We start from the raw sequence: 18,298 nt of genomic DNA, 5'->3' as shown, positions 1-18,298 counted from the left end.
CATCATGGACCTCGCACACCTCTGGTTCTGGATCGTCGCCTTCCTCTTCGTCGGCTACTTCGTGCTCGACGGGTTCGATTTCGGCGTCGGCATGTCGATCCCCTTCCTCGGCAAGGACGACATCGCCCGCCGCCAGATCATCAACACCATCGGGCCCGTGTGGGACCTCAACGAGACGTGGGTGATCGTCGCCGGCGCGGCGCTGTTCGCCTCGTTCCCCGAGTGGTACGCCACGCTCTTCAGCGGGTTCTACCTCCCGCTGCTGGTGATCCTGCTCGCGCTCATCGCTCGCGGGGTGTCGTTCGAGTACCGCCATCAGCGCGACTCGCTGCGGTGGAAGCGCTCGTTCGACCGCATGATCGTGGCAGGGTCCGCCCTCCCCGCGTTCCTGTGGGGCGTCGCCTTCGCGAACATCGTGCAGGGCGTGCCCCTGGATGCCGACCACGAATACGCCGGCACCGTGCTGACGCTGCTGAACCCCTACGGCATCCTGGGCGGGCTCACGACCCTGCTGCTGTTCTTCACGCACGGCGTGTACTTCGTCGCTCTCAAGACCGACGGCCAGGTGCGCGCCGACGCCCGGCGCCTGGCGGGTCGGGCCGGTCTGGTCACGATCGCCCTCGCGGCCGTCTTCCTGGGGTGGACCGTCGCCCGGTCCACGCAGGCGCCCCTGTTCCTCGGCGTCGTGGCGCTGTCGGGTGTCGCCGCACTCGCCCTCATCGGCTCGTGGGTCGCCAACTCCCGCGACCGCGAGGGAACCGCGTTCGCCCTCGGGGCCGTGACGATCGTGTCGGCCGTGGCCGCGCTGTTCTTCGCGCTGTTCCCCAACGTGATGCCCTCGACCCTCGACGGGGGCGCGAGCCTCACGATCGACAACGCCTCGAGCACCGACTACACGCTCACCATCATGAGCTGGGCGGCGCTCATCTTCTTGCCGCTGATCCTGGCCTACCAGGGCTGGACGTACTGGGTGTTCCGCAAGCGCGTCACCCGCGCCCGGATCGAGAAGGCCGCGCTCGTCGCGCACTGATCCCCGGACCCACCCATGAAACCCGTCGACCCCCGCCTCCTGCGGTACGCGAGCGCCTCGCGCGGCTACTTCGTCGTCACCGCGGCGATCGTGCTCGCGCAGGCGGGCGTGATCGTCGGCTTCGCCGGGGCGCTCACGCACGCGCTGGTGGGGGCGATCGAGGGGCGGCCGCTCGCCGAGCTGTGGGGATACGTGGGCATCGCGGCATCCCTCGCCGCGCTCCGGGGGCTGCTGATCGCCGCCTCCGAGCGCACCTCGGCCCGCGGGGCGGCGGCGGCGTCGGCGCAGCTGCGTGAGGCGCTCATCGCCGCGGTGACGCGGCTCGGACCGCGCTGGCTCGGTGCGCGCAACACCGCCGCCCTCGCGGTGACGGCCGGACACGGTCTCGAGGCGCTCGACGCGTACTTCGGCCGCTACCTGCCTCAGCTGGTCGCCACCGCGATCACGATGCCGATCCTGATCGGTGCGATGACCCTCGCCGACCCGCTCTCCGGTCTGACCGTGGTGCTGACGATCCCGCTCATCCCGCTGTTCATGGTGCTGATCGGCCTGGCCACACGCGGGGTGCAGCAGAAGCAGTACCGCACGCTGGGCCGGCTCGCGGCGCGCTTCGCCGACACCGTCGACGGACTCGGGACGCTGAAGGCCTTCGGTCGCCAGCACCGTGCCGCCGACTCCATCGAAGCGGTGACGCGCGACTACAAGCGCGAGACGATGACCGTCCTGCGCGTGTCGTTCCTCTCGGGCTTCGCGCTGGAGTTCCTGGCATCCATCTCGGTCGCCATCATCGCCGTGACGATCGGGTTCCGCCTGCTCGCCGGCGACCTCTCGCTGCTGGTGGGGCTGTTCGTGCTCCTGCTCGCGCCGGAGGCGTACCTGCCGCTGCGGCAGGTGGGGGTGCAGTTCCACGCCGCGAGCGAGGGAGTCGCCGCGACGGAGGAGATCTTCGACGCCCTGGACGCTGCCCGCACGACCCCCGACGCGGATGCCGAGACCCCGGCGCGCGGATCCGTCCTCACGCTCGACCGCGTGCGCGTGCGGCGGGAGGGGCACGTGCTGCCGGAGGTGTCGCTGTCGGTCGAGCCGGGCGAGATCGTGCTGGTGACCGGCCCGAGCGGTGTCGGCAAGTCGTCGCTGATCGCGGCGGTGCTGGGTTTCGCGGAGTACGACGGCTCGGTGCGCATCGACGGCGCCCCAGTTTCGCACGCGCGCGGCGCGGTCGCCTGGGCGGGCCAGCGACCGGGGCTCGTGACCGGCTCGGTCGCCGACAACGTCGCTCTCGGCTGCGCGCCCGATCCCCGGCGCGTCACCGCGGCGCTGGCCGACGCGGGGGCGGCGGATCTCGACCCCGGAACGGTGCTCGGGGCCGCCGGCGCCGGGCTCTCGGGCGGCGAGGCCCAGCGCGTCGCCGTCGCCCGCGCCCTGTACCGGGTCCGCGTCACGGGGGCGCCGCTCCTCCTGCTCGACGAGCCGTCGAGCGCCCTGGATGCCACGACCGAGGCGCACCTGTGGACGACCCTCCGCCGCGAGGCCGACGCCGGCCGCGGCGTGCTGCTGGTGTCGCACCGTCTTTCCGCGCGGGCGATCGCGGACCGCGTGGTCGAGCTGCGGCGCGGGTCCGGAGGCTTCGACAGGCTCAGCCTCCTCCGTCCCGACCCCGCAACCGAGGTCCCTGAGCCTGTCGAAGGGACCGGGAGCTTCGTTCCCGAGAGGAGTCACCCGTGAACGGGCGCGTGCGCGGCATCCTGCGCTCGGCGATGCCGTCGCGGCGGCGGTTCGCCCCAGCGCTGCTCGCCGGCTTCGGTACGGCGGCCAGTGCCGTGGCTCTGCTCGCGGCGAGCGCGTGGCTCATCGCCCGCGCGGCGGAGCAGCCGCTGGTGATGTACCTGTCGGTCGCCGTGGTCGGGGTGCGCGCGTTCGCGCTGTCGCGCGGGGTGTTCCGTTACCTCGAACGTCTCAGCGGCCACGATGCGGCGCTGCATCAGCTCGCGGGGGTCCGCGCCGACCTGGTGCGCGACCTCGTGCCGCTGGCCCCCGACGGCCTCGCGCGCTCTCGCCGCGGCGGGCTGCTCTCAAGCGTCGTCGACGACGTCGAGGAGCTTCAGAACCTCCCGCTGCGCGTGGTGCTCCCGCTCGTGACGGCGGCGACCACCGCGCTGGCCGCCGTCGTGTTCACGGCGTTCGTCTCGTGGCCCGCCGCGCTCGCGGTGCTGGTCTGCCTGCTCGCGGCCTTCGCCGTATCGGTGGCGGTCGGCTGGGCCGCGGGCGCTCGCGCGGAGCGTTCGATCGCGCCGCTGCGCACCGCCGTCGCCGACGCCGTGCACGACCTGCTCACGAATCTCGACGTGCTGACCGCGTACGCAGCGGTGGATGCCGCCCACGCTCGCGTCCGCTCCGCCGATGCCGCCCTGCGCCGGGCGCTGGTGCGCCGCGGAGGCGCCCAGGGACTGACCTCGGGCGCCGTCTCGGTGCTCGCCGGCGTCGCCTCTCTCGCGGCGCTGCTGGTCGCCGCCCCGGCCGTGACCGGGAACGACCTGACGGGTCCGGGGCTCGCCGTCGTCGTGCTGCTGCCGATGGCCGTGTTCGAGGTGTTCGGACCTGTCCCCCTCGCGCTCGCGTCCTGGCGGCAGGTGCGCGCAGCCGCAGAGCGGATCGCGGATGCCGTGCCCGAGCGCATTCCCGACGGCCTCCCCCGCGACGAGCCCGCACCGACGGGCCGGGCGCCCGCGCTCGGCGAGGGGATCGAGCTCCACGGTGTCGGGGCGCGGTGGCCGGCACGATCGGACTCCGACGCAGACGCCGGACGGCTGGAAGACGTCGACCTGCAGGTCGGCCCCGGCGAGCGCGTGCTCGTCACCGGCCCGAGCGGAGCGGGCAAGACGACGCTGGCGCACGTGCTGGTGCGCTTCCTCGACTACGAGGGATCGTTCCGCATCGGCGGCGTCGACGCGCGCGGACTCTCGGGAGACGACCTGCGCCGCACGATCGGTCTGATCGAGCAGTCGCCGTACCTGTTCGACGAATCGATCCGGCAGAACCTCCTCTTCGCCCGCGACACCGCCACCGACGCCGACCTGTGGGTGGTGCTGTCGCGCGTGGGCCTGGCCGATTGGGCCCGGGAGCGCGGTGGTCTCGACGCCCGCGTGGGCGATCGCGGCGGGCTCGTCTCCGGCGGGCAGGCCCAGCGCCTCGCCCTCGCCCGGGCGTTGCTGCGCGGCTTCCCCGTGCTCGTGCTCGACGAGCCCACGGCGGGCGTCGACCCCGCGGCATCCGATGCCCTGCTCGCCGATCTGCTGGGGGCCGTCCATCGCGATCAGGCGGTGGTGCTCGTGTCGCACGTCGACGTCCCCGCGGGGCTGGTCGATCGCGAGGTGCGGCTGGAGGGCGGGCGCGTCGTCGCGGACTGAGCCACCGCAGGCCCCCGCCTCGCGCCGCGATCGACCCGGCCGAGTGTCCCGGACACGCCGGGAAACGCGAAGTCCAGCGGCGCGTCCTGGACACTCGACGGAGAGGAACCCGCTCAGGATGCCGCGACGAAGCGCACGCGGTCCGGAGGAACGCTCCATCGCACCGTGTCGCCGGGGCGGAGCGCCGCGGCCTCGGCCGCCGGCACCTCGGCGACGCCGGAGTCCATCACGACGCGCACCCCCGTCGGCGTGGGCTCGAGGTGCGACACCGTCGCCGTGGCCCCCTCGCCGAGCCGCGCGTCGGCTGCGCGGAAGACCGCGGCCAGCGCACGCCCCTCGGTCGACGCGAGGGCGAGGGAGGCGGCATCCGTCGAGGTCAGCCGCAGCCCCTCCCGCACGAAGTCCCCGCGCTGCGCCGCGCCCACGAGCCGCTCCACACCCGCGATCTTCGCCGCGACCTCGGTCGCCGGGGCCGCGAGCACCTCGGGCACCGGCCCGTCCTGCGTCACCCGGCCCCGCTCGACGATGAGCAGCCGGTCGGCGAGGGCCGCGGCATCCACCGCGTCGTGCGTCACGGCGATCGTGGTCACCCCGGCCAGCCGATCGCGCAGCATCGAGCGGATCTCGGACGCCGTCACGGCGTCGAGCGCGACGAGCGGCTCGTCGAGCAGCACCACCCGCGGTTGCGCGGCGAGAGCCCGCGCCACGGCGACGCGCTGCTGCTCCCCGCCCGACAGCTGGGCGGGCCGACGCTCCCCCGTGTCGGGCAGCCCCACGCGGCGGAGCCAGTCGTCGGCATCCGCACGGGCGATGGATGCCGGCACCCCGGCGGAGCGCGGACCGAAGGCGACGTTCTCGCGCGCCGTGAGGTGCGGGAAGAGTCGGGCGTCCTGACTCAGGAGCACGATGCCGCGGTGCATGGGGGCGGTGCGCAGACGCGGCGCACGATCGAGCACGCGCGCGTCGACGGCGATCTCACCCTCGTCCAGCGGAGTGAGTCCCGCGAGGGCGGTGAGCAGCGTCGACTTGCCCGCGCCGCTGCGGCCCATCACGGCGATGGTCTCCCCCGGGGTCGCATCGAGGGCGACGTCGACGGTGAAGTCGCGACGGCGCACGACGACGCGGGCGCGCAGGGCGGCGGCATCCGGCAGCGGCATGCGCCCGTCGCGCGACGCGGTGGTGCCGGCATCGCGCGGTCCGGGGCTCCCTCGGCGCCCACCCGCTTCGTCGGCGTCGCGCCGATCACGTCCGGGCTTGCCGGCATCCGGAATCGTCATCGCCCCACCCCCGGGCGCCAGCCCCGCACCAGCAGCAGCACCGCGACGGCGGTCACCAGCAGCAGCAGCGACAGCGCGACAGCGGTGCCCTGCGAGACGCCCGCCCCGTTGAAGGCGGTGTAGATCGCGAGCGGCATGGTCTGCGTGACGCCGGGGCGGTTGCCCGCGAAGAGCGCCGTCGCTCCGAACTCCCCGATCGCGCGCGCGAAGCACAGCACGACTCCTGCGACGATGCCCGGCGCCGCCAGCGGCAGCGTGACGCGCCGCAGGATCGTCGCGCGCGACGCGCCCAGCGAGGCGGCCGTGCGCTCGAACTCCACGCCGGTGCTGCGCAGGGCGCCCTCGACCGCGAGCACGAGGAACGGCAGCGCCACGAACACCTGCGCCAGCACGACCGCCGCGGTGGTGAACGGCAGACCGAGGACGCCGAGCGCCCCGTTGCGCCCGAACAGGTAGAGCAGGGCCACGCCCCCCACCATCGGCGGGAGCACGAGGGGAACGGTCACGAGCGCGCGCAGCACCGCCGCGAGCCGCGCGGGGCTGCGGGCGATCACGAGGGCGAGGGGGATGCCGACGACCGCGCACACCACGGTCGCCAGAGCGCCGGTGCTCAGCGACAGGCCGAGAGCCGACAGGGCCGCGGGAGACGTGACATCGCTCCAGAGCGTCCCCCACTCCACCCGGGCGACGAGCGCCGTCAGCGGAACGAGGAGGAAGAGGAGCCCCGCGACGGCCGGCACGACGAGCCAACGCGGGACGAAACCGCCCGTCACGGCGCTCGGAAACCCGCGTCGCCGAGGATCCTCTGCCCCTCGTCCGAGAGCACGAACGCGACGAAAGCGGCGGCGGCGTCAGGGTTCGGGGCCTCGGACAGAGCGGCGATCGGGTAGCGGTTGACCACGGCATCCGCCCCCGCGGGCACGATCGCCTCGACGTCGTCGCGACCGACCACGTCGGTGGCGTAGACCAGGCCCGCGTCGGCCTCGCCGGCGGCGACCTTCGTGAGCACCGCGGTGACGTTCTGCTCGGCGCTCGCGGGGGTCACGGCGACCCCGGCGTTCGACAGCAGCGTCTGCGAAGCAGCTCCGCACGGCACCTCGGGGGCGCAGAGCACCGTCGTGACCCGCGCGAGGTCGGCGAGGCCCTGCACGCTCCCGGGGTTGCCCGTCGGCACGGCGATGACGAGGGTGTTGCCCGCGAAGATCCGCGGATCGGGCGCCTGCGCGGCGACCTTCGCCATGTTCTTCTCGTCCGCCGAGGCGAAGACGTCGGCGGGCGCCCCCTCGCCGATCTGCGTGGCGAGCGTGCTCGAGCCGTCGTAGACCGGGGTGACCGTGATGCCGGGGTTCTGCTCCTCGAACGCCCGCGCGATCTCGTCGAACGACCGCTGAAGCGAGGCCGCGGCGTAGACCTCCACGGTTCCGGACGGGCCGTCGGCGGATGCCGCGGGGGCGGGCGACGTGCCCGCGCACCCGGCCAGGAGGGCGGCGGCGACGACGACGGTGAGCAGACGGAGGGGGCGGGACATGGCATCCTTTCGGCGACGCCGGCGGGCCGCCGCTCCAGTATTCCGTATAAGCGGACTCATGGCCGCGTGAATACCGAATGTGCGGAGAAAGCGAGGGGTGGATCAGCGGGTCCTGGCATGGCGACCGCCCACCGGGTAGGAACGGGGGGTGCGAGGAACGACGTGAGCGACCTGACCAGCCTGGGCGATTTCCTGCAGCGCCGACGCGAAGCCCTTCAGCCGGAGGACGTGGGGCTCGCACGAGGCGTGCGCCGTCGTACGGCGGGGCTGCGCCGGGAGGAAGTCGCGCTGCTGAGCCACATGTCGACCGACTACTACGCGCGCCTCGAACGGGGCACCGGCCCCACCCCGTCGGAGCAGATGCTGACCGCTCTCGCCCAGGGGCTGCACCTGAGCCTCGCCGAACGCGATCACCTGTTCCACCTCGCGGGCCACCGGCCTCCCCTGCGCCACGCGGGCACCGAGCACATCAGCCCCGGCATGCTGCGCGTCCTCGACCGCCTCGACGACACCCCCGCCGAGATCGTCACGGAGCTGGGCGAGACCCTTCGCCAGAGCCGCCTGGGTGTCGCGCTGCTGGGGGATGCCACGCTGCGATCGGGGCCCGCCCGCAGCATCGGATACCGCTGGTTCACCGATTCGTCGGCGCGTGCCGCCTACCCGCCCGAGGAACAGGCGACGCTGTCGCGCGTCTACGCGGCGGGTCTCCGCGAGCTCGTCGCCGCTCGCGGACCCGACTCGCAGGTCGCCGCCCTGGCCGACGACCTGCGCGTGCGCAGCGACGAGTTCGCCGCTCTCTGGCTCGCTCACGAAGTCGGCGCGCGACCGCCCGCGATCAAGCGCTTCCTCCACCCCGAGGTCGGCCGCCTGGAGCTGTCATGCCAGACCCTGGTCGACCCCGACCATGCGCACCGCCTGCTCGTGTACACGGCGCAGCCGGGGAGCGAGAGCGCCGAGAAACTGCGGCTGCTCGCGGTGATCGGAGCCCCCGGCGGCCGCTGAGGGGTGGATCCCCGGCGGGCGAGCACCGCGGGCGGGCCGCGCAGACGGTGAGCCCGCTGCGCCCGGGCACCGCCGGTCGCCGAGGGGTGGATCGTCGATCAGCGGCTGAGCGGGCACTGGCCGCCCGGCACCCGGGGGCGCGAGCATCGAGGCACTCCACGAAAGGACCGCCCATGTCTCCCGATTCCCCCCGCCCCCTCCGCGGTCGGCTGGCCGTCGTCACCGGCGCCAGCGACGGCATCGGCACCGTCATCGCGACGCGGCTCGCTTCGCTCGGCGCCGAGGTGGTGCTGCCCGTCCGCTCCCCCGACAAGGGCCGCCGTGCGCTCGACGCCCTGCGCAGGGAGGTCCCGGATGCCGTCGCCTCGACGCGCGCGCTGGACCTCGCCAGCCTCGACTCGGTGGACGCTCTGGCCGCAGGCCTCCGCGAGGAAGGTCGCCCGATCCACCTGCTCGTCAACAATGCCGGCGTCATGACCCCTCCCCGCAGGCAGGAGACCGCCGACGGGTTCGAGCTGCAGTGGGGCACGAACCACCTGGGTCACGCGGCGCTCACCCTCGCCCTGCTCCCGGTGCTGCGCGCGGGCACAGCGCGCGTGGTGCACCAGACGAGCATCGCCGCGCGGCGCGGACGCTTCGACCCCGACGTCATCTCCGCCACCCCCTACGACGCCATGGCGTCGTACGTGCAGTCGAAGATCGCGATCGGACTCTTCGCCCGCGAGCTCCACGCGCGCAGCCGGGCCGAGGGCTGGGGTCTCACCAGCACGCTCGCTCACCCGGGCGTCTCGCCGACCAACCTCCTCGCGGCGCAGCCCGGCGTGGGCCGCGAGCGCGAACTCGGAGCGCGCCGTGTCATCCGGCTGCTGACCCACCTGCGCATCACCGGCACCGTGGCATCCGCCGCCGAACCCGCCGTGCTCGCGGCGACGGCGCCGCTTTCGGACGGCACGTTCTTCGGCCCGTCGCGCCTCATCGGCGGCCCCGCGCGGGCGAGCGAACCGTGGGAGCCCTTCCGCTCCGCCGACGACGCCCGGCGGGTGTGGGCACTGACGCACGAGGCCATCGGGCCGCGCTTCACACCGTGATGACCGGGGCGCCCGGTCTCAGCCCCGGGGCGCCTCCACCGTCACGACCGTCGCCTTGACCGAGGCGACCGCGAGCGAGCCGGGCTCCACCGCGAGGTCCCGCGCGGCCTCGGCCGACATGAGCGAAACCACCCGGTGCGGGCCGCACTGCAGATCGACCTGCGCCATGAGGCCGTCGATCTGCACGCGCGTGACGATGCCGGTGAAACGGTTCCGTGCGCTCGAGGAGACCCCCGTGGGGTCGTCCGGCTCGTCGGCGAGCGCGACCGCGCGTTCGGCGAGGGCGGCGCCGGGGATCTCGACCGGCGACGCCCCCGTCGTGGGCAGCGTCCCCTGATCGATCCAGCGCCGCACCGTGTCGTCGCTGACCCCGAGCAGACGGGCGGCGGTGGCGATACGGAAGGTGTTCGGCATGCGACGACCGTACCCGTCGGCGCCGAGCGCCGAGACAGCATCCTGCTGACAAGTCGGCGACACCCTGCAACCGAGTCGTCAGCAGCATGCCGTCTCACGGCGGCAGGCGTCACCGGCTCCGCACCGCCGGTGACGCCGGAACAGCGCTACGCGCCACCCGCGCCCGCGGCGGCACCCCGATGCAGGTCGCGGTCCCGGCGGCGTCCGCCCGCGGTGAGATCCGCACACCCACGCGCCGGACCGCCCTCACCCCTCCGCGCTCGCCTAGGCTCGACCCATGGATGCCGAGGACGCGAGCACGACGCGACGACCGGTCGCCGTGCCCCTCGGCGCGACCGTGACCGCCTCGGGCGCGACGGCGCTGCCCGCCACCGGCGCCCCCGCAGGCCCGAGCGCGGGGCGCACGTCCCACGCGACCGCGCTCCCCGCCACCGGCACCCCGCGCGGAAAAGCCTCGCACGAAGGCGCCCCGCGCGAGGGCGGCCTGCTCGACCGCTTCGGCCGCGTCGCGACCGACCTGCGCGTCTCGGTCATCGACAAGTGCAACCTGCGCTGCACGTACTGCATGCCGGCCGACGGGATGCCGTGGCTCCCGCAGACGCAGCTCATGAGCGCCGACGAGATCCGCCGCATCGTGCGGGTCGCCGTCCGCTCGCTCGGCGCCGAGGAGCTGCGCATCACCGGCGGCGAGCCCCTCGTGCGCAAGGATCTCGAGCACATCATCGCCGGCATCCGCGCCGACGCCCCCGATCTGCCCATCTCGATGACCACGAACGCCGTCGGCCTCGACCGGCGCGCCCAGGCGCTCAAGGATGCGGGCCTGACCCGCCTGAACGTCTCGCTCGACACCCTCCACCCCGAGACGTTCGCCGAGCTCACCCGGCGCCCGCACCTCGACAAGGTGCTCGCGGGTCTGCAGGCCGCTCGCGCAGCAGGCCTCGGGCCGATCAAGATCAACGCGGTCCTGCTCGCGGGCGTCAACGACACCGAGATCGTGCCCCTCGTCGACTGGGCCGTGTCGAACGGCTTCGAGATGCGCTTCATCGAAGACATGCCCCTCGACGGCGACCGCTCGTGGAGCGCCACGAACGTCATCCCCGCTCGCGACATCCGCGCCGCCATCGAAGAGGCCTTCACGCTCACCGCCGACCCGCGCGGCCGCGGAGCCGCTCCCGCCGAGCGCTGGGAGGTCCGCCGCCCCGGCGAGACCGCCGTGGCCGGGCACGTCGGCATCATCTCCTCGGTCACCGAACCCTTCTGCGCCGCCTGCACGCGCACGCGCGTGACAGCCGACGGCAAGGTGCGCTCGTGCCTGTTCTCGCACGAGGAGACAGATCTGCTCACGGCCGTCCGCGACGGCGCCGACGACGAGGGCATCGCCCAGATCTGGCGGGATGCCATGTGGGCCAAGCCCCGTGCGCACGGCTCCGACCGCGTCGGTCTCGCGCGTGCCGACTTCGTCCAGCCCGAGCGCACCATGAGCGCGATCGGCGGATGAGGCCGCTCGTCGAGCCGGTGGCATCCCTCGCCCCGGAAGAGCTGATCCGCACCGCTCGCCATGCCGTCCTCGCGGCCATCGGCGAAGAGGGACAGCGGAGGATCGCGGCCGCCCGCATCGCCGTGATCGGCGCCGGCGGGCTCGGGTCCCCCGTGCTGCTCGCCCTCGCCGCCGCCGGGGTGGGCGAACTCGTGATCATCGACGACGACACGGTCGAGCGCACCAACCTGCAGCGGCAGCTCGCGCACCGCGTCGACGACATCGGCACCACGAAGACCGCCTCCGCCGCGCGCGCCGTGCGTGATCTCTCGCCGCTGACCGTCGTCCATGAGCGAACGGTACGGCTGACCTCCGACAACGCCGTCGCGCTGCTCGACGGCGCTCACCTCGTGATCGACGGCAGCGACACCTTCGACACGCGCGAGGCCGTCGCCGCCGCCGCCGAGCATCTCGGCATCCCCCTCGTCTGGGGTGCGGTGCAGGAGTGGGCCGCGCAGGTGACGGTGTTCTGGTCGGCCCCGCCCGAGGGGCACTCCCCCGTCGTGCTCGGCGATCTGTTCCCGACGGGGTCCGCCGGCGAACCGCCGACGTGCGCCCAGGTGGGCGTGCTGGGATCGCTGTGCGTGCAGGTCGGCGGCCTGCTCGCCACCGAGGCGATCAAGCTCGTGACCGGCGCCGGAGAACCGCTGCTGGGCCGCCTCGTCGTGATCGACGCGCTGCGCGCCCGCCACGACGTGATCCCGCTCACCCCGGCCGCCCGCCCCGCGGCCGGATCCTGACCACGGAGGCCCCGATGACCGAGCTGCGCACCGTCGAACAGCACCGCGACCGCGTGCTCGCCGCCGTGTCGCTCCTGCCCGCCGAGAGGGTCGCCCTCGCCGACGCGGCCGGACGCACGCTCGCCGAACCCGTTCTCGCGGCGCACGATCTGCCCGGCTTCGACAACTCGTCGATGGACGGTTTCGCCGTGCGTTTCTCCGACGTCGCGGGAGCGGATGCCGAGAACCCGGCGACCCTTCGAGTGGTCGCCGATCTGCCCGCCGGCACGACCGACGACCCCGCGCTCGCGCCCGGTGAGGCCGCCCGCATCATGACGGGAGCGCCGGTCCCCGCCATGTCCGACGCGATCGTGCCGTTCGAAGACACCGCGGGCGGCCTCGCCGACTCGCTGGGAACCGTGACCGTGCGTCGCTCCCCCGCCGGAGAGGGGGCGTTCATCCGCCGCCGGGGCGGCGACACGCGCGCCGGTGACACGGTGCTCTCAGCCGGGGAGCGTCTCGGCCCCTTCGCCCTCGCCGCCGCGGCCGCCGCCGGGGTGGATGCCGTGAGCGTCACCCGCCGCCCGCGCGTCGCCGTGGTGTCGACCGGCAGCGAGCTCGTGGCGCCGGGCACCGCGCCCGGCAGAGGGCAGACCCCCGACTCCAACGCCACTCTGCTCGCGGCGCTCGTCGACGGCGCCGATGCCGACCTCGAACTCGTCGACCGCGTCGGCGACGATCCCGCCGGCATCGAGACCGTGCTCGACCGAGCGTCGCGCGCCGACGTCGTCGTGTTCACCGGCGGCGTCAGCGCCGGCGCCTACGAACCGGTACGCCTCGCCCTCAGCGACCGCATCGCGTTCGAGAAGGTGTCGATGCAGCCCGGCAAGCCGCAGGCGTTCGGGGCACTCCCCGACGGACGGCTGGTGTTCGGGCTGCCCGGCAACCCCGTGAGCGTCGCCGTCTCGTTCGAGGTCTTCGTCCGCCCGGCGCTGCTGGCGCTGCAGGGCCGCGCGGTCATCGATCGACGCCTCGCCCGGCTCACGGCATCCGAGACCTGGACGACACCGCCCGGCCGACGGCAGTACCTCCCCGCGGCGGTCGACCTCGTCGCGGGCACCGTCCGCCCGGCCACCGCCGGCGGCTCCGGCTCGCACCTCGCGGCCTCTCTCGCCCGTGCCGAGGCGTTCGCGATCGTCCCGGCCGAGGTGTCCACCGTGTCGGTGGGCGACGTCGTCGATGTCATGCTGATCCCATGACCTTCACCCACCTGGATGCCGCGGGCCACGCCCGCATGGTCGATGTCACGCAGAAACAGCCCACCGTCCGCACCGCCACCGCACGCGGGTTCGTGCGCTGCGCGCCCGAGGTCGTCGCGGCGCTCCGCGACGGCACCACCCCCAAGGGCGACGTGCTCGCCGTGGCGCGGATCTCCGGCATCCAGGCCGCCAAATCCACCCCCGCACTGCTCCCCCTCGCTCACGTCATCGGGGTGCACCGCGCCTCGGTCGACCTCCGGATCACCGACGCCGGCGTCGAGATCGAGGCCACCGTCGGCACGGCCGACCGCACCGGCGTCGAGATGGAGGCGCTCACGAGCGTCTCGGTGGCAGCCCTCGCGGTGGTCGACATGGTGAAGGGTCTGGACAAGGGCACCTCGATCGAGAACGTGCGCATCGTGTCGAAGACCGGCGGCAAATCGGGCGACTGGCATCGTCCCGGCGAGCCCGGCACGGCGGTGACCGCATGAGCGTGCGGGTGCGCTACTTCGCCGCGGCCGCCGACGCCGCGGGGACCGACGCCGAGGACCGCGCCGAGCCGACCCTCGCGGCACTGCGCTCCGGGGTCGTCGCGGACCACCCCGCTCTCGGCGGGATCCTCGACCGCTGCGCCGTGCTCGTCGACGGCACCCGTCATGACGACGACGCCGCGCTCGACGGCGTCACGCACGTCGACGTTCTGCCGCCCTTCGCCGGGGGCTGAGCCCGCCTCGCCTCACCTCGGCTCGAGGCGCGCAACCGGCCCCGGCGCCCGGCCGTCTCTAGCCGCCCAGGCCCTTCCACTCCGTCGTGCCGTCGGCCTCGACCTGCCGCTTCCACACGGGCAAGTCGGTCTTGATCGTCTCGATGACCGTGCGGCACACCTCGAACGCGGCAGCCCGGTGACCGGACGCCACGGCGATGACGACCGCGGCCTCGCCCACCTCGAGACGCCCGACACGGTGACTGACGGCGACGATGGCGTCGGTGCCGGCGGCGGCGTCGGCGGCGATGCGGTGCAGGGTCTGCTCGGCGTCGGGGTGCGCGCTGTACTCCAGGGCGACGACGGCATCGGAGGCGTCGGGATCGGTGTCGCGCACGCGACCGACGAAGGTGGTCACGGCCCCCGACGAGGAGTCCTCGACGGCGTCGAGGTGCAGGTCGAGGTCGAGGGGCTGCTCCGACAGGCGGGCGATGCGGACGGCGCTCATGAGTGGTCTCCTCCGGCGAGCTGGTCGAGGACGTGCGGGGCGAGCTCCGCGACGACGGCGATCCCGGATGCCACGGCACGCGTCGATCCGGGGAGATTGACGACGAGGACACCGGGGTCGACGATCCCGGCCAGCCCGCGCGAGATCACCGACAGAGGGGTGTCGGCGAGTCCTCGACGGCGCAGCTCCTCGGCGATCCCGGGAAGCTCGCGGTCCAGGACGCGGCCGGTGCCCTCGGGCGTGCGGTCGGTCGGGGCGATCCCGGTGCCGCCGGTGGTGACGATGAGCCCCGGCCCCTGGTCGACGAGGTCGCGAAGAGCGGACTCGACGCTGTCGGCCCCGTCGGGCACGACGAGGGGCTCGTCGCAGGAGAAGCCGGCCTCTTGCAGCAACGACACCGCGAGCGGACCCCCGCGGTCTTCGCGCAGTCCCGCGGCGGAGCGATCGGAGACGGTCAGGACGCGGGCGTGATGAGGCACGCGGTTCAGCCTAGGCCGCCATCGTGGGGATGGGCTCTCCGGCCGCGCCGCCCCGGCGGCTGCATCGCGCCCCCGTCGCGGCCTGACCGTCGTCCGCGCTCACCGGCCCCGCCTCACGCCGAGGGGGCCGCGGTGGTCTCGACCTCGGCGATCTCCGGGGCGATGCGTCCCGCTTTCGCCTTCGGCGCGAGGTCCTCCCGCTGCACGTGCTCGGCGGCCGCGGTGATGCGTCGCGCCATGCCGCTGAAGATCAGGCCGTGAAACGGCAGCACCGAGAGCCAGTAGAGGCGACCGGCGAGGCCCGTGGGGAAGAACAGTGCGCGCTGGTCGAAGCGCGCCCCCTCGCCCTCCGGCGTGGCGCGCAGTTCGAGCCACGCTCCCCCGGGCACCTTCATCTCCGCCCGCAGACGCAGCAGGTGGCCCGGCTCGATGGCCTCGACCCGCCAGAAATCGAGCGCATCGCCGACGGTGACGACCGAGCGGCTGCGCCGACCGCGGGCGAGGCCGACCCCGCCGACCAGCCGGTCCATCCAGCCGCGGATCGCCCACAGTAGTGGCGACGAGTACCACCCGTTCTCGCCGCCGATGCCCTCGATCACCGACCAGAGCTGCGCGGCGCTGGCCTTCGTGGTCATCGTGCGGACATCGGTGTAGACGAGCCGCCCCGCCCACTCGGGGTCGCTCGGCAGCGGGTCGCTCGGAGCGCCCGACACCTCGGCATCCTGCCAGCTGGTCTCGATGGCGTCGTCGTTCACGCGGCCGAGCGCCCGACGCACGGCCTCGCGATACGGCAGCAGGCCACCCTCGGGGCGCGGGACGAGATCGTCGATCGCGCGGTCCTTCACGATGCAGTCGTTCTGCAGCGACTCCACCAGCGGGCGCGCGATCGACTTCGGAATCGGGGTGACGAGGTTGACCCAGTGCGAGGCCAGGCGCGGGGTGAGCACGGGAAGAGAGGCGATGGCCCGCTGCGGGAGACCGGCCTCCATGGCGTAGCCGTTCATCATCTGCCCGTACCGCAGAACGTCGGGCCCGCCGATGTCGACGGCGCGGTTGACGTTCGGCGCGACGCGGGCGGCTCCGAGCAGGTAGTGCAGCACGTCGCGCACCGCGATCGGCTGGATATGGTTGCGCACCCATTTGGGCGCCGGCATGTACGGCAGCACGTCGGTGAGGTGGCGCACCATCTCGAACGACGCCGAGCCCGACCCGATCACCACGCCGGCCTGCAGCACGAGGGTCGGCACCCCGCTGTGCAGCAGGATGTCGCCCACCTCCACCCGCGAACGCAGGTGCGCCGACAGGGTGGCGTCGTCGGGGTGCAGGCCGCCCAGGTAGATGATGCGCGACACGGATGCCGCGGCGGCGGCGTCGGCGACGGTCTGCGCGGCGACGCGGTCGGTCGCCTCGAAGTCGCGCGCGCTGCCCATCGAGTGGATGAGGTAGTAGAGCACGTCGACGCCCTCGACGGCGGCGCGCACGGCCTCGCGGTCGGTGGCGTCACCGGCCGCGATCTCGACCTCATCGCCCCACGGGAACGCTTCGACACGGCGCGGATCCCGCGCGAGGACGCGCACGCGGTAGCCCGCCGACAGCAGTCGGGGAACGAGCCGTCCGCCCAAGTAGCCGGTCGCCCCCAGGACGAGGGCGCGGGGGGCCGACCCGTCGGGTCGGGGCTGCGCGACGAGGGCGGGTTCGCGGCCGGTGGGGGCGGAGAGCTCGGTCATGCCCGACACGGTACGCCGGGCCTCCGACATCTCCGGGGGCTTGACGAGAGGCACCGTGCGGTCGGCGGCCACGGCCGGTAGCACCACCCCTCGCGCAGCGCGCGGACTGGAAACGCGGACGCGATGGGGGTAACGGTAGAGGGATGAACGAGAAATCCCCCTCGGCATCCGGAGCACCCCGGCTCGAGGTCGACGACGTCATCGTCGTCGACAAGAAGCGCGTGCGCACCGCGATCGGCGGCACCGTCGTCGGCAACTTCATGGAGTGGTTCGACTTCGGCATCTACGGCTACCTGGCCGTGACGCTCACCGCTGTCTTCGCCTCCGACGTCCCCGCCCCGTGGGGTCTGCTGGTCACGCTCCTCGGCTTCGCGATCTCCTTCCTCGTCCGCCCCTTCGGCGGCTTCGTGCTCGGGCCCCTGGGCGACCGCATCGGCCGGCAGAAGGTGCTGTTCCTCACGATGGCGATGATGGCCACGGCCACCGCGCTCATCGGCATCCTGCCCACCTCCGCGCAGATCGGCCTGTGGGCGATCATCCCGCTGTATCTGTTGAAGATGGTGCAGGGCTTCTCCACCGGCGGCGAGTACGCCGGCGCCACGACCTACGTGTCGGAGTTCTCCCCCGACAAGCGCCGCGGCTTCTGGTCGTCGTGGCTCGACGTCGGCTCGTACGTCGGCTTCGCCGCGGGCGCCTCGGCGGTGGCGATCACGACCGCGATCACCACCTCCGTCTCGGGCGAGAACGCCATGACCGAGTACGGATGGCGCATCCCGTTCCTCCTCGCCGTCCCGCTCGGCATCGTCGCCATCTACTTCCGCCTCCGCATCCCCGAGACGCCCGCTTTCGAGCAGGCCGGGGCGGTCGAGGCCGACGCCGACGACCCGATGGCCCGGCAGGGGCTCGTGGGCATCGTGCGCCACCATTGGAAGGCGCTGCTCATCGGCATCGCCCTGGTGGCCGCGACGAACACCGCCGGCTACGCCCTCACGAGCTACATGCCGACCTACCTCGAGAAGGAGGTGGGCGTCTCCAACCTCTCCGCCGCGATCGCGACCGTGCCGGTCCTGCTGATCATGTCGGCCACACTCCCGCTCATCGGCCGCCTCAGCGACCGCATCGGCCGCAAGCCCGTGTACGCGATCGCCGCGGGGTCGGCCCTGGTCCTGCTCGTCCCGGCCTTCCTCATCATGCAGATCGGCGAGCTGTGGGCGGTCATCATCGCGCTGTTCATGGCGGCGGTCCCGGTGGCGTTCTACGTCGCCATCTCGGCATCCGCCCTGCCCGCCCTGTTCCCCACGGCGTCGCGCTTCGGCGCCATGGCCGTCGCCTACAACGTCGCCGTGTCGCTCTTCGGCGGGACCACCCCGCTGTTCAGCCAGGCGCTCATCGATCTCACCGGCAACACGCTCATGCCCGCGTTCTACATCATGTTCTTCGCCGCTCTCGGACTCGTCGCGCTGCTGTCGATGCGCGAGACGGCGAAGCGCCCGCTGCTGGGATCCGTGCCCACGGTCGAGACCCCCGCCGAGGCCGAGGCCCTGGTGGAGCGCCAGGACGACGACCCGCTCATCGACACCTCGACGATGCCGCTGGCGATCCGCCGCTCGTGACGTGACG

General features: G+C 73.5%; 18 protein-coding genes. 11 read left to right on the top strand and 7 right to left on the bottom strand.

Annotated features, from left to right (window positions below; genetic code table 11):
* Positions 1-4 precede the first annotated feature (4 nt).
* Genes cydB through cydC form a run of 3 tightly spaced genes read left to right on the top strand, consistent with a single transcriptional unit; the run spans position 5 to position 4,437 of the window.
* Positions 5-1,030, top strand: coding sequence for a cytochrome d ubiquinol oxidase subunit II (gene cydB, locus AB0N80_RS07785; RefSeq protein ID WP_315994979.1), 1,026 nt, complete (start codon positions 5-7; stop codon positions 1,028-1,030).
* A 15-nt stretch (positions 1,031-1,045) separates the two neighbouring features.
* Complete coding sequence (gene cydD / locus AB0N80_RS07780; protein WP_315994980.1) at positions 1,046-2,755, top strand: thiol reductant ABC exporter subunit CydD; 1,710 nt, start codon at positions 1,046-1,048, stop codon at positions 2,753-2,755.
* Positions 2,752-4,437: a thiol reductant ABC exporter subunit CydC gene (gene cydC, locus AB0N80_RS07775; RefSeq protein ID WP_363578382.1), complete on the top strand. Its 1,686-nt coding sequence runs from the start codon at positions 2,752-2,754 to the stop codon at positions 4,435-4,437. The genes cydD and cydC overlap by 4 nt, the downstream gene beginning before the upstream one ends.
* Positions 4,438-4,550: 113 nt before the next feature.
* On the opposite strand, the gene AB0N80_RS07770 is transcribed toward cydC, so the two are convergent.
* From AB0N80_RS07770 to modA, 3 genes are read right to left on the bottom strand one after another with little or no spacing between them, the layout of a single operon-like run.
* Positions 4,551-5,714 carry an ATP-binding cassette domain-containing protein gene (locus tag AB0N80_RS07770; protein ID WP_363578381.1) on the bottom strand — a complete coding sequence of 388 codons (1,164 nt, stop codon included), beginning with the start codon at positions 5,712-5,714 and terminating at the stop codon, positions 4,551-4,553.
* Positions 5,711-6,487, bottom strand: a complete 777-nt coding sequence (gene modB / locus AB0N80_RS07765) for a molybdate ABC transporter permease subunit (protein WP_363390236.1) — start codon at positions 6,485-6,487, stop codon at positions 5,711-5,713. The genes AB0N80_RS07770 and modB overlap by 4 nt, the downstream gene beginning before the upstream one ends.
* Positions 6,484-7,242 (bottom strand): molybdate ABC transporter substrate-binding protein, encoded by a 759-nt coding sequence (gene modA / locus AB0N80_RS07760; RefSeq protein ID WP_363578380.1) that lies wholly within the window; start codon positions 7,240-7,242, stop codon positions 6,484-6,486. The genes modB and modA overlap by 4 nt, the downstream gene beginning before the upstream one ends.
* Positions 7,243-7,404: 162 nt before the next feature.
* Here modA and AB0N80_RS07755 point away from each other — a divergent pair, with 162 nt between their 5' ends.
* Entirely contained in the window at positions 7,405-8,244 is an 840-nt protein-coding gene (locus AB0N80_RS07755; protein ID WP_363390240.1) for a helix-turn-helix transcriptional regulator, read from the top strand.
* Positions 8,245-8,417: 173 nt separating this feature from the next.
* Entirely contained in the window at positions 8,418-9,332 is a 915-nt protein-coding gene (locus tag AB0N80_RS07750) for an SDR family oxidoreductase (RefSeq protein ID WP_363578379.1), read from the top strand.
* 18 nt (positions 9,333-9,350) lie between these two features.
* Here the strand turns inward: AB0N80_RS07750 and AB0N80_RS07745 are convergent, their stop codons facing one another.
* Positions 9,351-9,746 (bottom strand): TOBE domain-containing protein, encoded by a 396-nt coding sequence (locus tag AB0N80_RS07745; RefSeq protein ID WP_315994987.1) that lies wholly within the window; start codon positions 9,744-9,746, stop codon positions 9,351-9,353.
* A gap of 277 nt (positions 9,747-10,023) precedes the next feature.
* On the opposite strand from AB0N80_RS07745, the gene moaA reads away from it, so the two are divergent.
* Genes moaA through AB0N80_RS07720 form a run of 5 tightly spaced genes read left to right on the top strand, consistent with a single transcriptional unit; the run spans position 10,024 to position 13,985 of the window.
* Complete coding sequence (gene moaA / locus AB0N80_RS07740) at positions 10,024-11,244, top strand: GTP 3',8-cyclase MoaA (protein ID WP_315994988.1); 1,221 nt, start codon at positions 10,024-10,026, stop codon at positions 11,242-11,244.
* Positions 11,241-12,023 carry a HesA/MoeB/ThiF family protein gene (locus tag AB0N80_RS07735; RefSeq protein WP_363578378.1) on the top strand — a complete coding sequence of 261 codons (783 nt, stop codon included), beginning with the start codon at positions 11,241-11,243 and terminating at the stop codon, positions 12,021-12,023. The genes moaA and AB0N80_RS07735 overlap by 4 nt, the downstream gene beginning before the upstream one ends.
* 14 nt (positions 12,024-12,037) lie before the next feature.
* Entirely contained in the window at positions 12,038-13,261 is a 1,224-nt protein-coding gene (glp, locus tag AB0N80_RS07730) for a gephyrin-like molybdotransferase Glp (protein ID WP_363578377.1), read from the top strand.
* On the top strand, positions 13,258-13,752 hold the full coding sequence (gene moaC, locus AB0N80_RS07725) for a cyclic pyranopterin monophosphate synthase MoaC (RefSeq protein WP_315994991.1): 495 nt from the start codon (positions 13,258-13,260) through the stop codon (positions 13,750-13,752). Before glp ends, moaC begins: the two co-directional genes overlap by 4 nt.
* Positions 13,749-13,985 carry a MoaD/ThiS family protein gene (locus tag AB0N80_RS07720; protein ID WP_315994992.1) on the top strand — a complete coding sequence of 79 codons (237 nt, stop codon included), beginning with the start codon at positions 13,749-13,751 and terminating at the stop codon, positions 13,983-13,985. Before moaC ends, AB0N80_RS07720 begins: the two co-directional genes overlap by 4 nt.
* Positions 13,986-14,043: 58 nt before the next feature.
* Here the strand turns inward: AB0N80_RS07720 and AB0N80_RS07715 are convergent, their stop codons facing one another.
* The 3 genes from AB0N80_RS07715 to AB0N80_RS07705 all read right to left on the bottom strand — a co-directional run bounded on the left by AB0N80_RS07715 (position 14,044) and on the right by AB0N80_RS07705 (position 16,678).
* A complete protein-coding gene (locus tag AB0N80_RS07715) occupies positions 14,044-14,472 on the bottom strand; it encodes a molybdenum cofactor biosynthesis protein MoaE (protein WP_315994993.1) in 429 nt (142 codons plus the stop codon).
* Positions 14,469-14,951: a MogA/MoaB family molybdenum cofactor biosynthesis protein gene (locus AB0N80_RS07710; protein ID WP_363578376.1), complete on the bottom strand. Its 483-nt coding sequence runs from the start codon at positions 14,949-14,951 to the stop codon at positions 14,469-14,471. The genes AB0N80_RS07715 and AB0N80_RS07710 overlap by 4 nt, the downstream gene beginning before the upstream one ends.
* Before the next feature lie 113 nt (positions 14,952-15,064).
* Positions 15,065-16,678, bottom strand: a complete 1,614-nt coding sequence (locus AB0N80_RS07705; RefSeq protein ID WP_363578375.1) for an SDR family oxidoreductase — start codon at positions 16,676-16,678, stop codon at positions 15,065-15,067.
* 143 nt (positions 16,679-16,821) lie between these two features.
* Between AB0N80_RS07705 and AB0N80_RS07700 the strand changes: the two genes are divergently transcribed.
* On the top strand, positions 16,822-18,291 hold the full coding sequence (locus AB0N80_RS07700) for an MFS transporter (RefSeq protein WP_315994996.1): 1,470 nt from the start codon (positions 16,822-16,824) through the stop codon (positions 18,289-18,291).
* The last annotated feature ends 7 nt before the right edge of the window (positions 18,292-18,298 follow it).

The organism is Microbacterium sp. NPDC089188 (genome assembly GCF_040685155.1).
In the GTDB taxonomy this organism is placed as follows: domain Bacteria; phylum Actinomycetota; class Actinomycetes; order Actinomycetales; family Microbacteriaceae; genus Microbacterium; species Microbacterium galbum.
This window is presented reverse-complemented; position numbering and strand designations above follow the sequence as displayed.

Bases quoted from the DNA above. Each gene is read 5' to 3' on its own strand.
- cydD (WP_315994980.1), top strand. From the start codon at position 1,046: ATGAAACCCGTCGACCCCCGCCTCCTGCGGTACGCGAGCGCCTCGCGC.
- glp (WP_363578377.1), top strand. From the start codon at position 12,038: ATGACCGAGCTGCGCACCGTCGAACAGCACCGCGACCGCGTGCTCGCC.
- AB0N80_RS07715 (WP_315994993.1), bottom strand. From the start codon at position 14,472: ATGAGCGCCGTCCGCATCGCCCGCCTGTCGGAGCAGCCCCTCGACCTC.
- AB0N80_RS07770 (WP_363578381.1), bottom strand. From the start codon at position 5,714: ATGACGATTCCGGATGCCGGCAAGCCCGGACGTGATCGGCGCGACGCC.
- AB0N80_RS07735 (WP_363578378.1), top strand. From the start codon at position 11,241: ATGAGGCCGCTCGTCGAGCCGGTGGCATCCCTCGCCCCGGAAGAGCTG.
- AB0N80_RS07705 (WP_363578375.1), bottom strand. From the start codon at position 16,678: ATGACCGAGCTCTCCGCCCCCACCGGCCGCGAACCCGCCCTCGTCGCG.
- AB0N80_RS07720 (WP_315994992.1), top strand. From the start codon at position 13,749: ATGAGCGTGCGGGTGCGCTACTTCGCCGCGGCCGCCGACGCCGCGGGG.
- moaA (WP_315994988.1), top strand. From the start codon at position 10,024: ATGGATGCCGAGGACGCGAGCACGACGCGACGACCGGTCGCCGTGCCC.
- AB0N80_RS07745 (WP_315994987.1), bottom strand. From the start codon at position 9,746: ATGCCGAACACCTTCCGTATCGCCACCGCCGCCCGTCTGCTCGGGGTC.
- modA (WP_363578380.1), bottom strand. From the start codon at position 7,242: ATGTCCCGCCCCCTCCGTCTGCTCACCGTCGTCGTCGCCGCCGCCCTC.
- AB0N80_RS07700 (WP_315994996.1), top strand. From the start codon at position 16,822: ATGAACGAGAAATCCCCCTCGGCATCCGGAGCACCCCGGCTCGAGGTC.
- AB0N80_RS07750 (WP_363578379.1), top strand. From the start codon at position 8,418: ATGTCTCCCGATTCCCCCCGCCCCCTCCGCGGTCGGCTGGCCGTCGTC.
- moaC (WP_315994991.1), top strand. From the start codon at position 13,258: ATGACCTTCACCCACCTGGATGCCGCGGGCCACGCCCGCATGGTCGAT.
- cydB (WP_315994979.1), top strand. From the start codon at position 5: ATGGACCTCGCACACCTCTGGTTCTGGATCGTCGCCTTCCTCTTCGTC.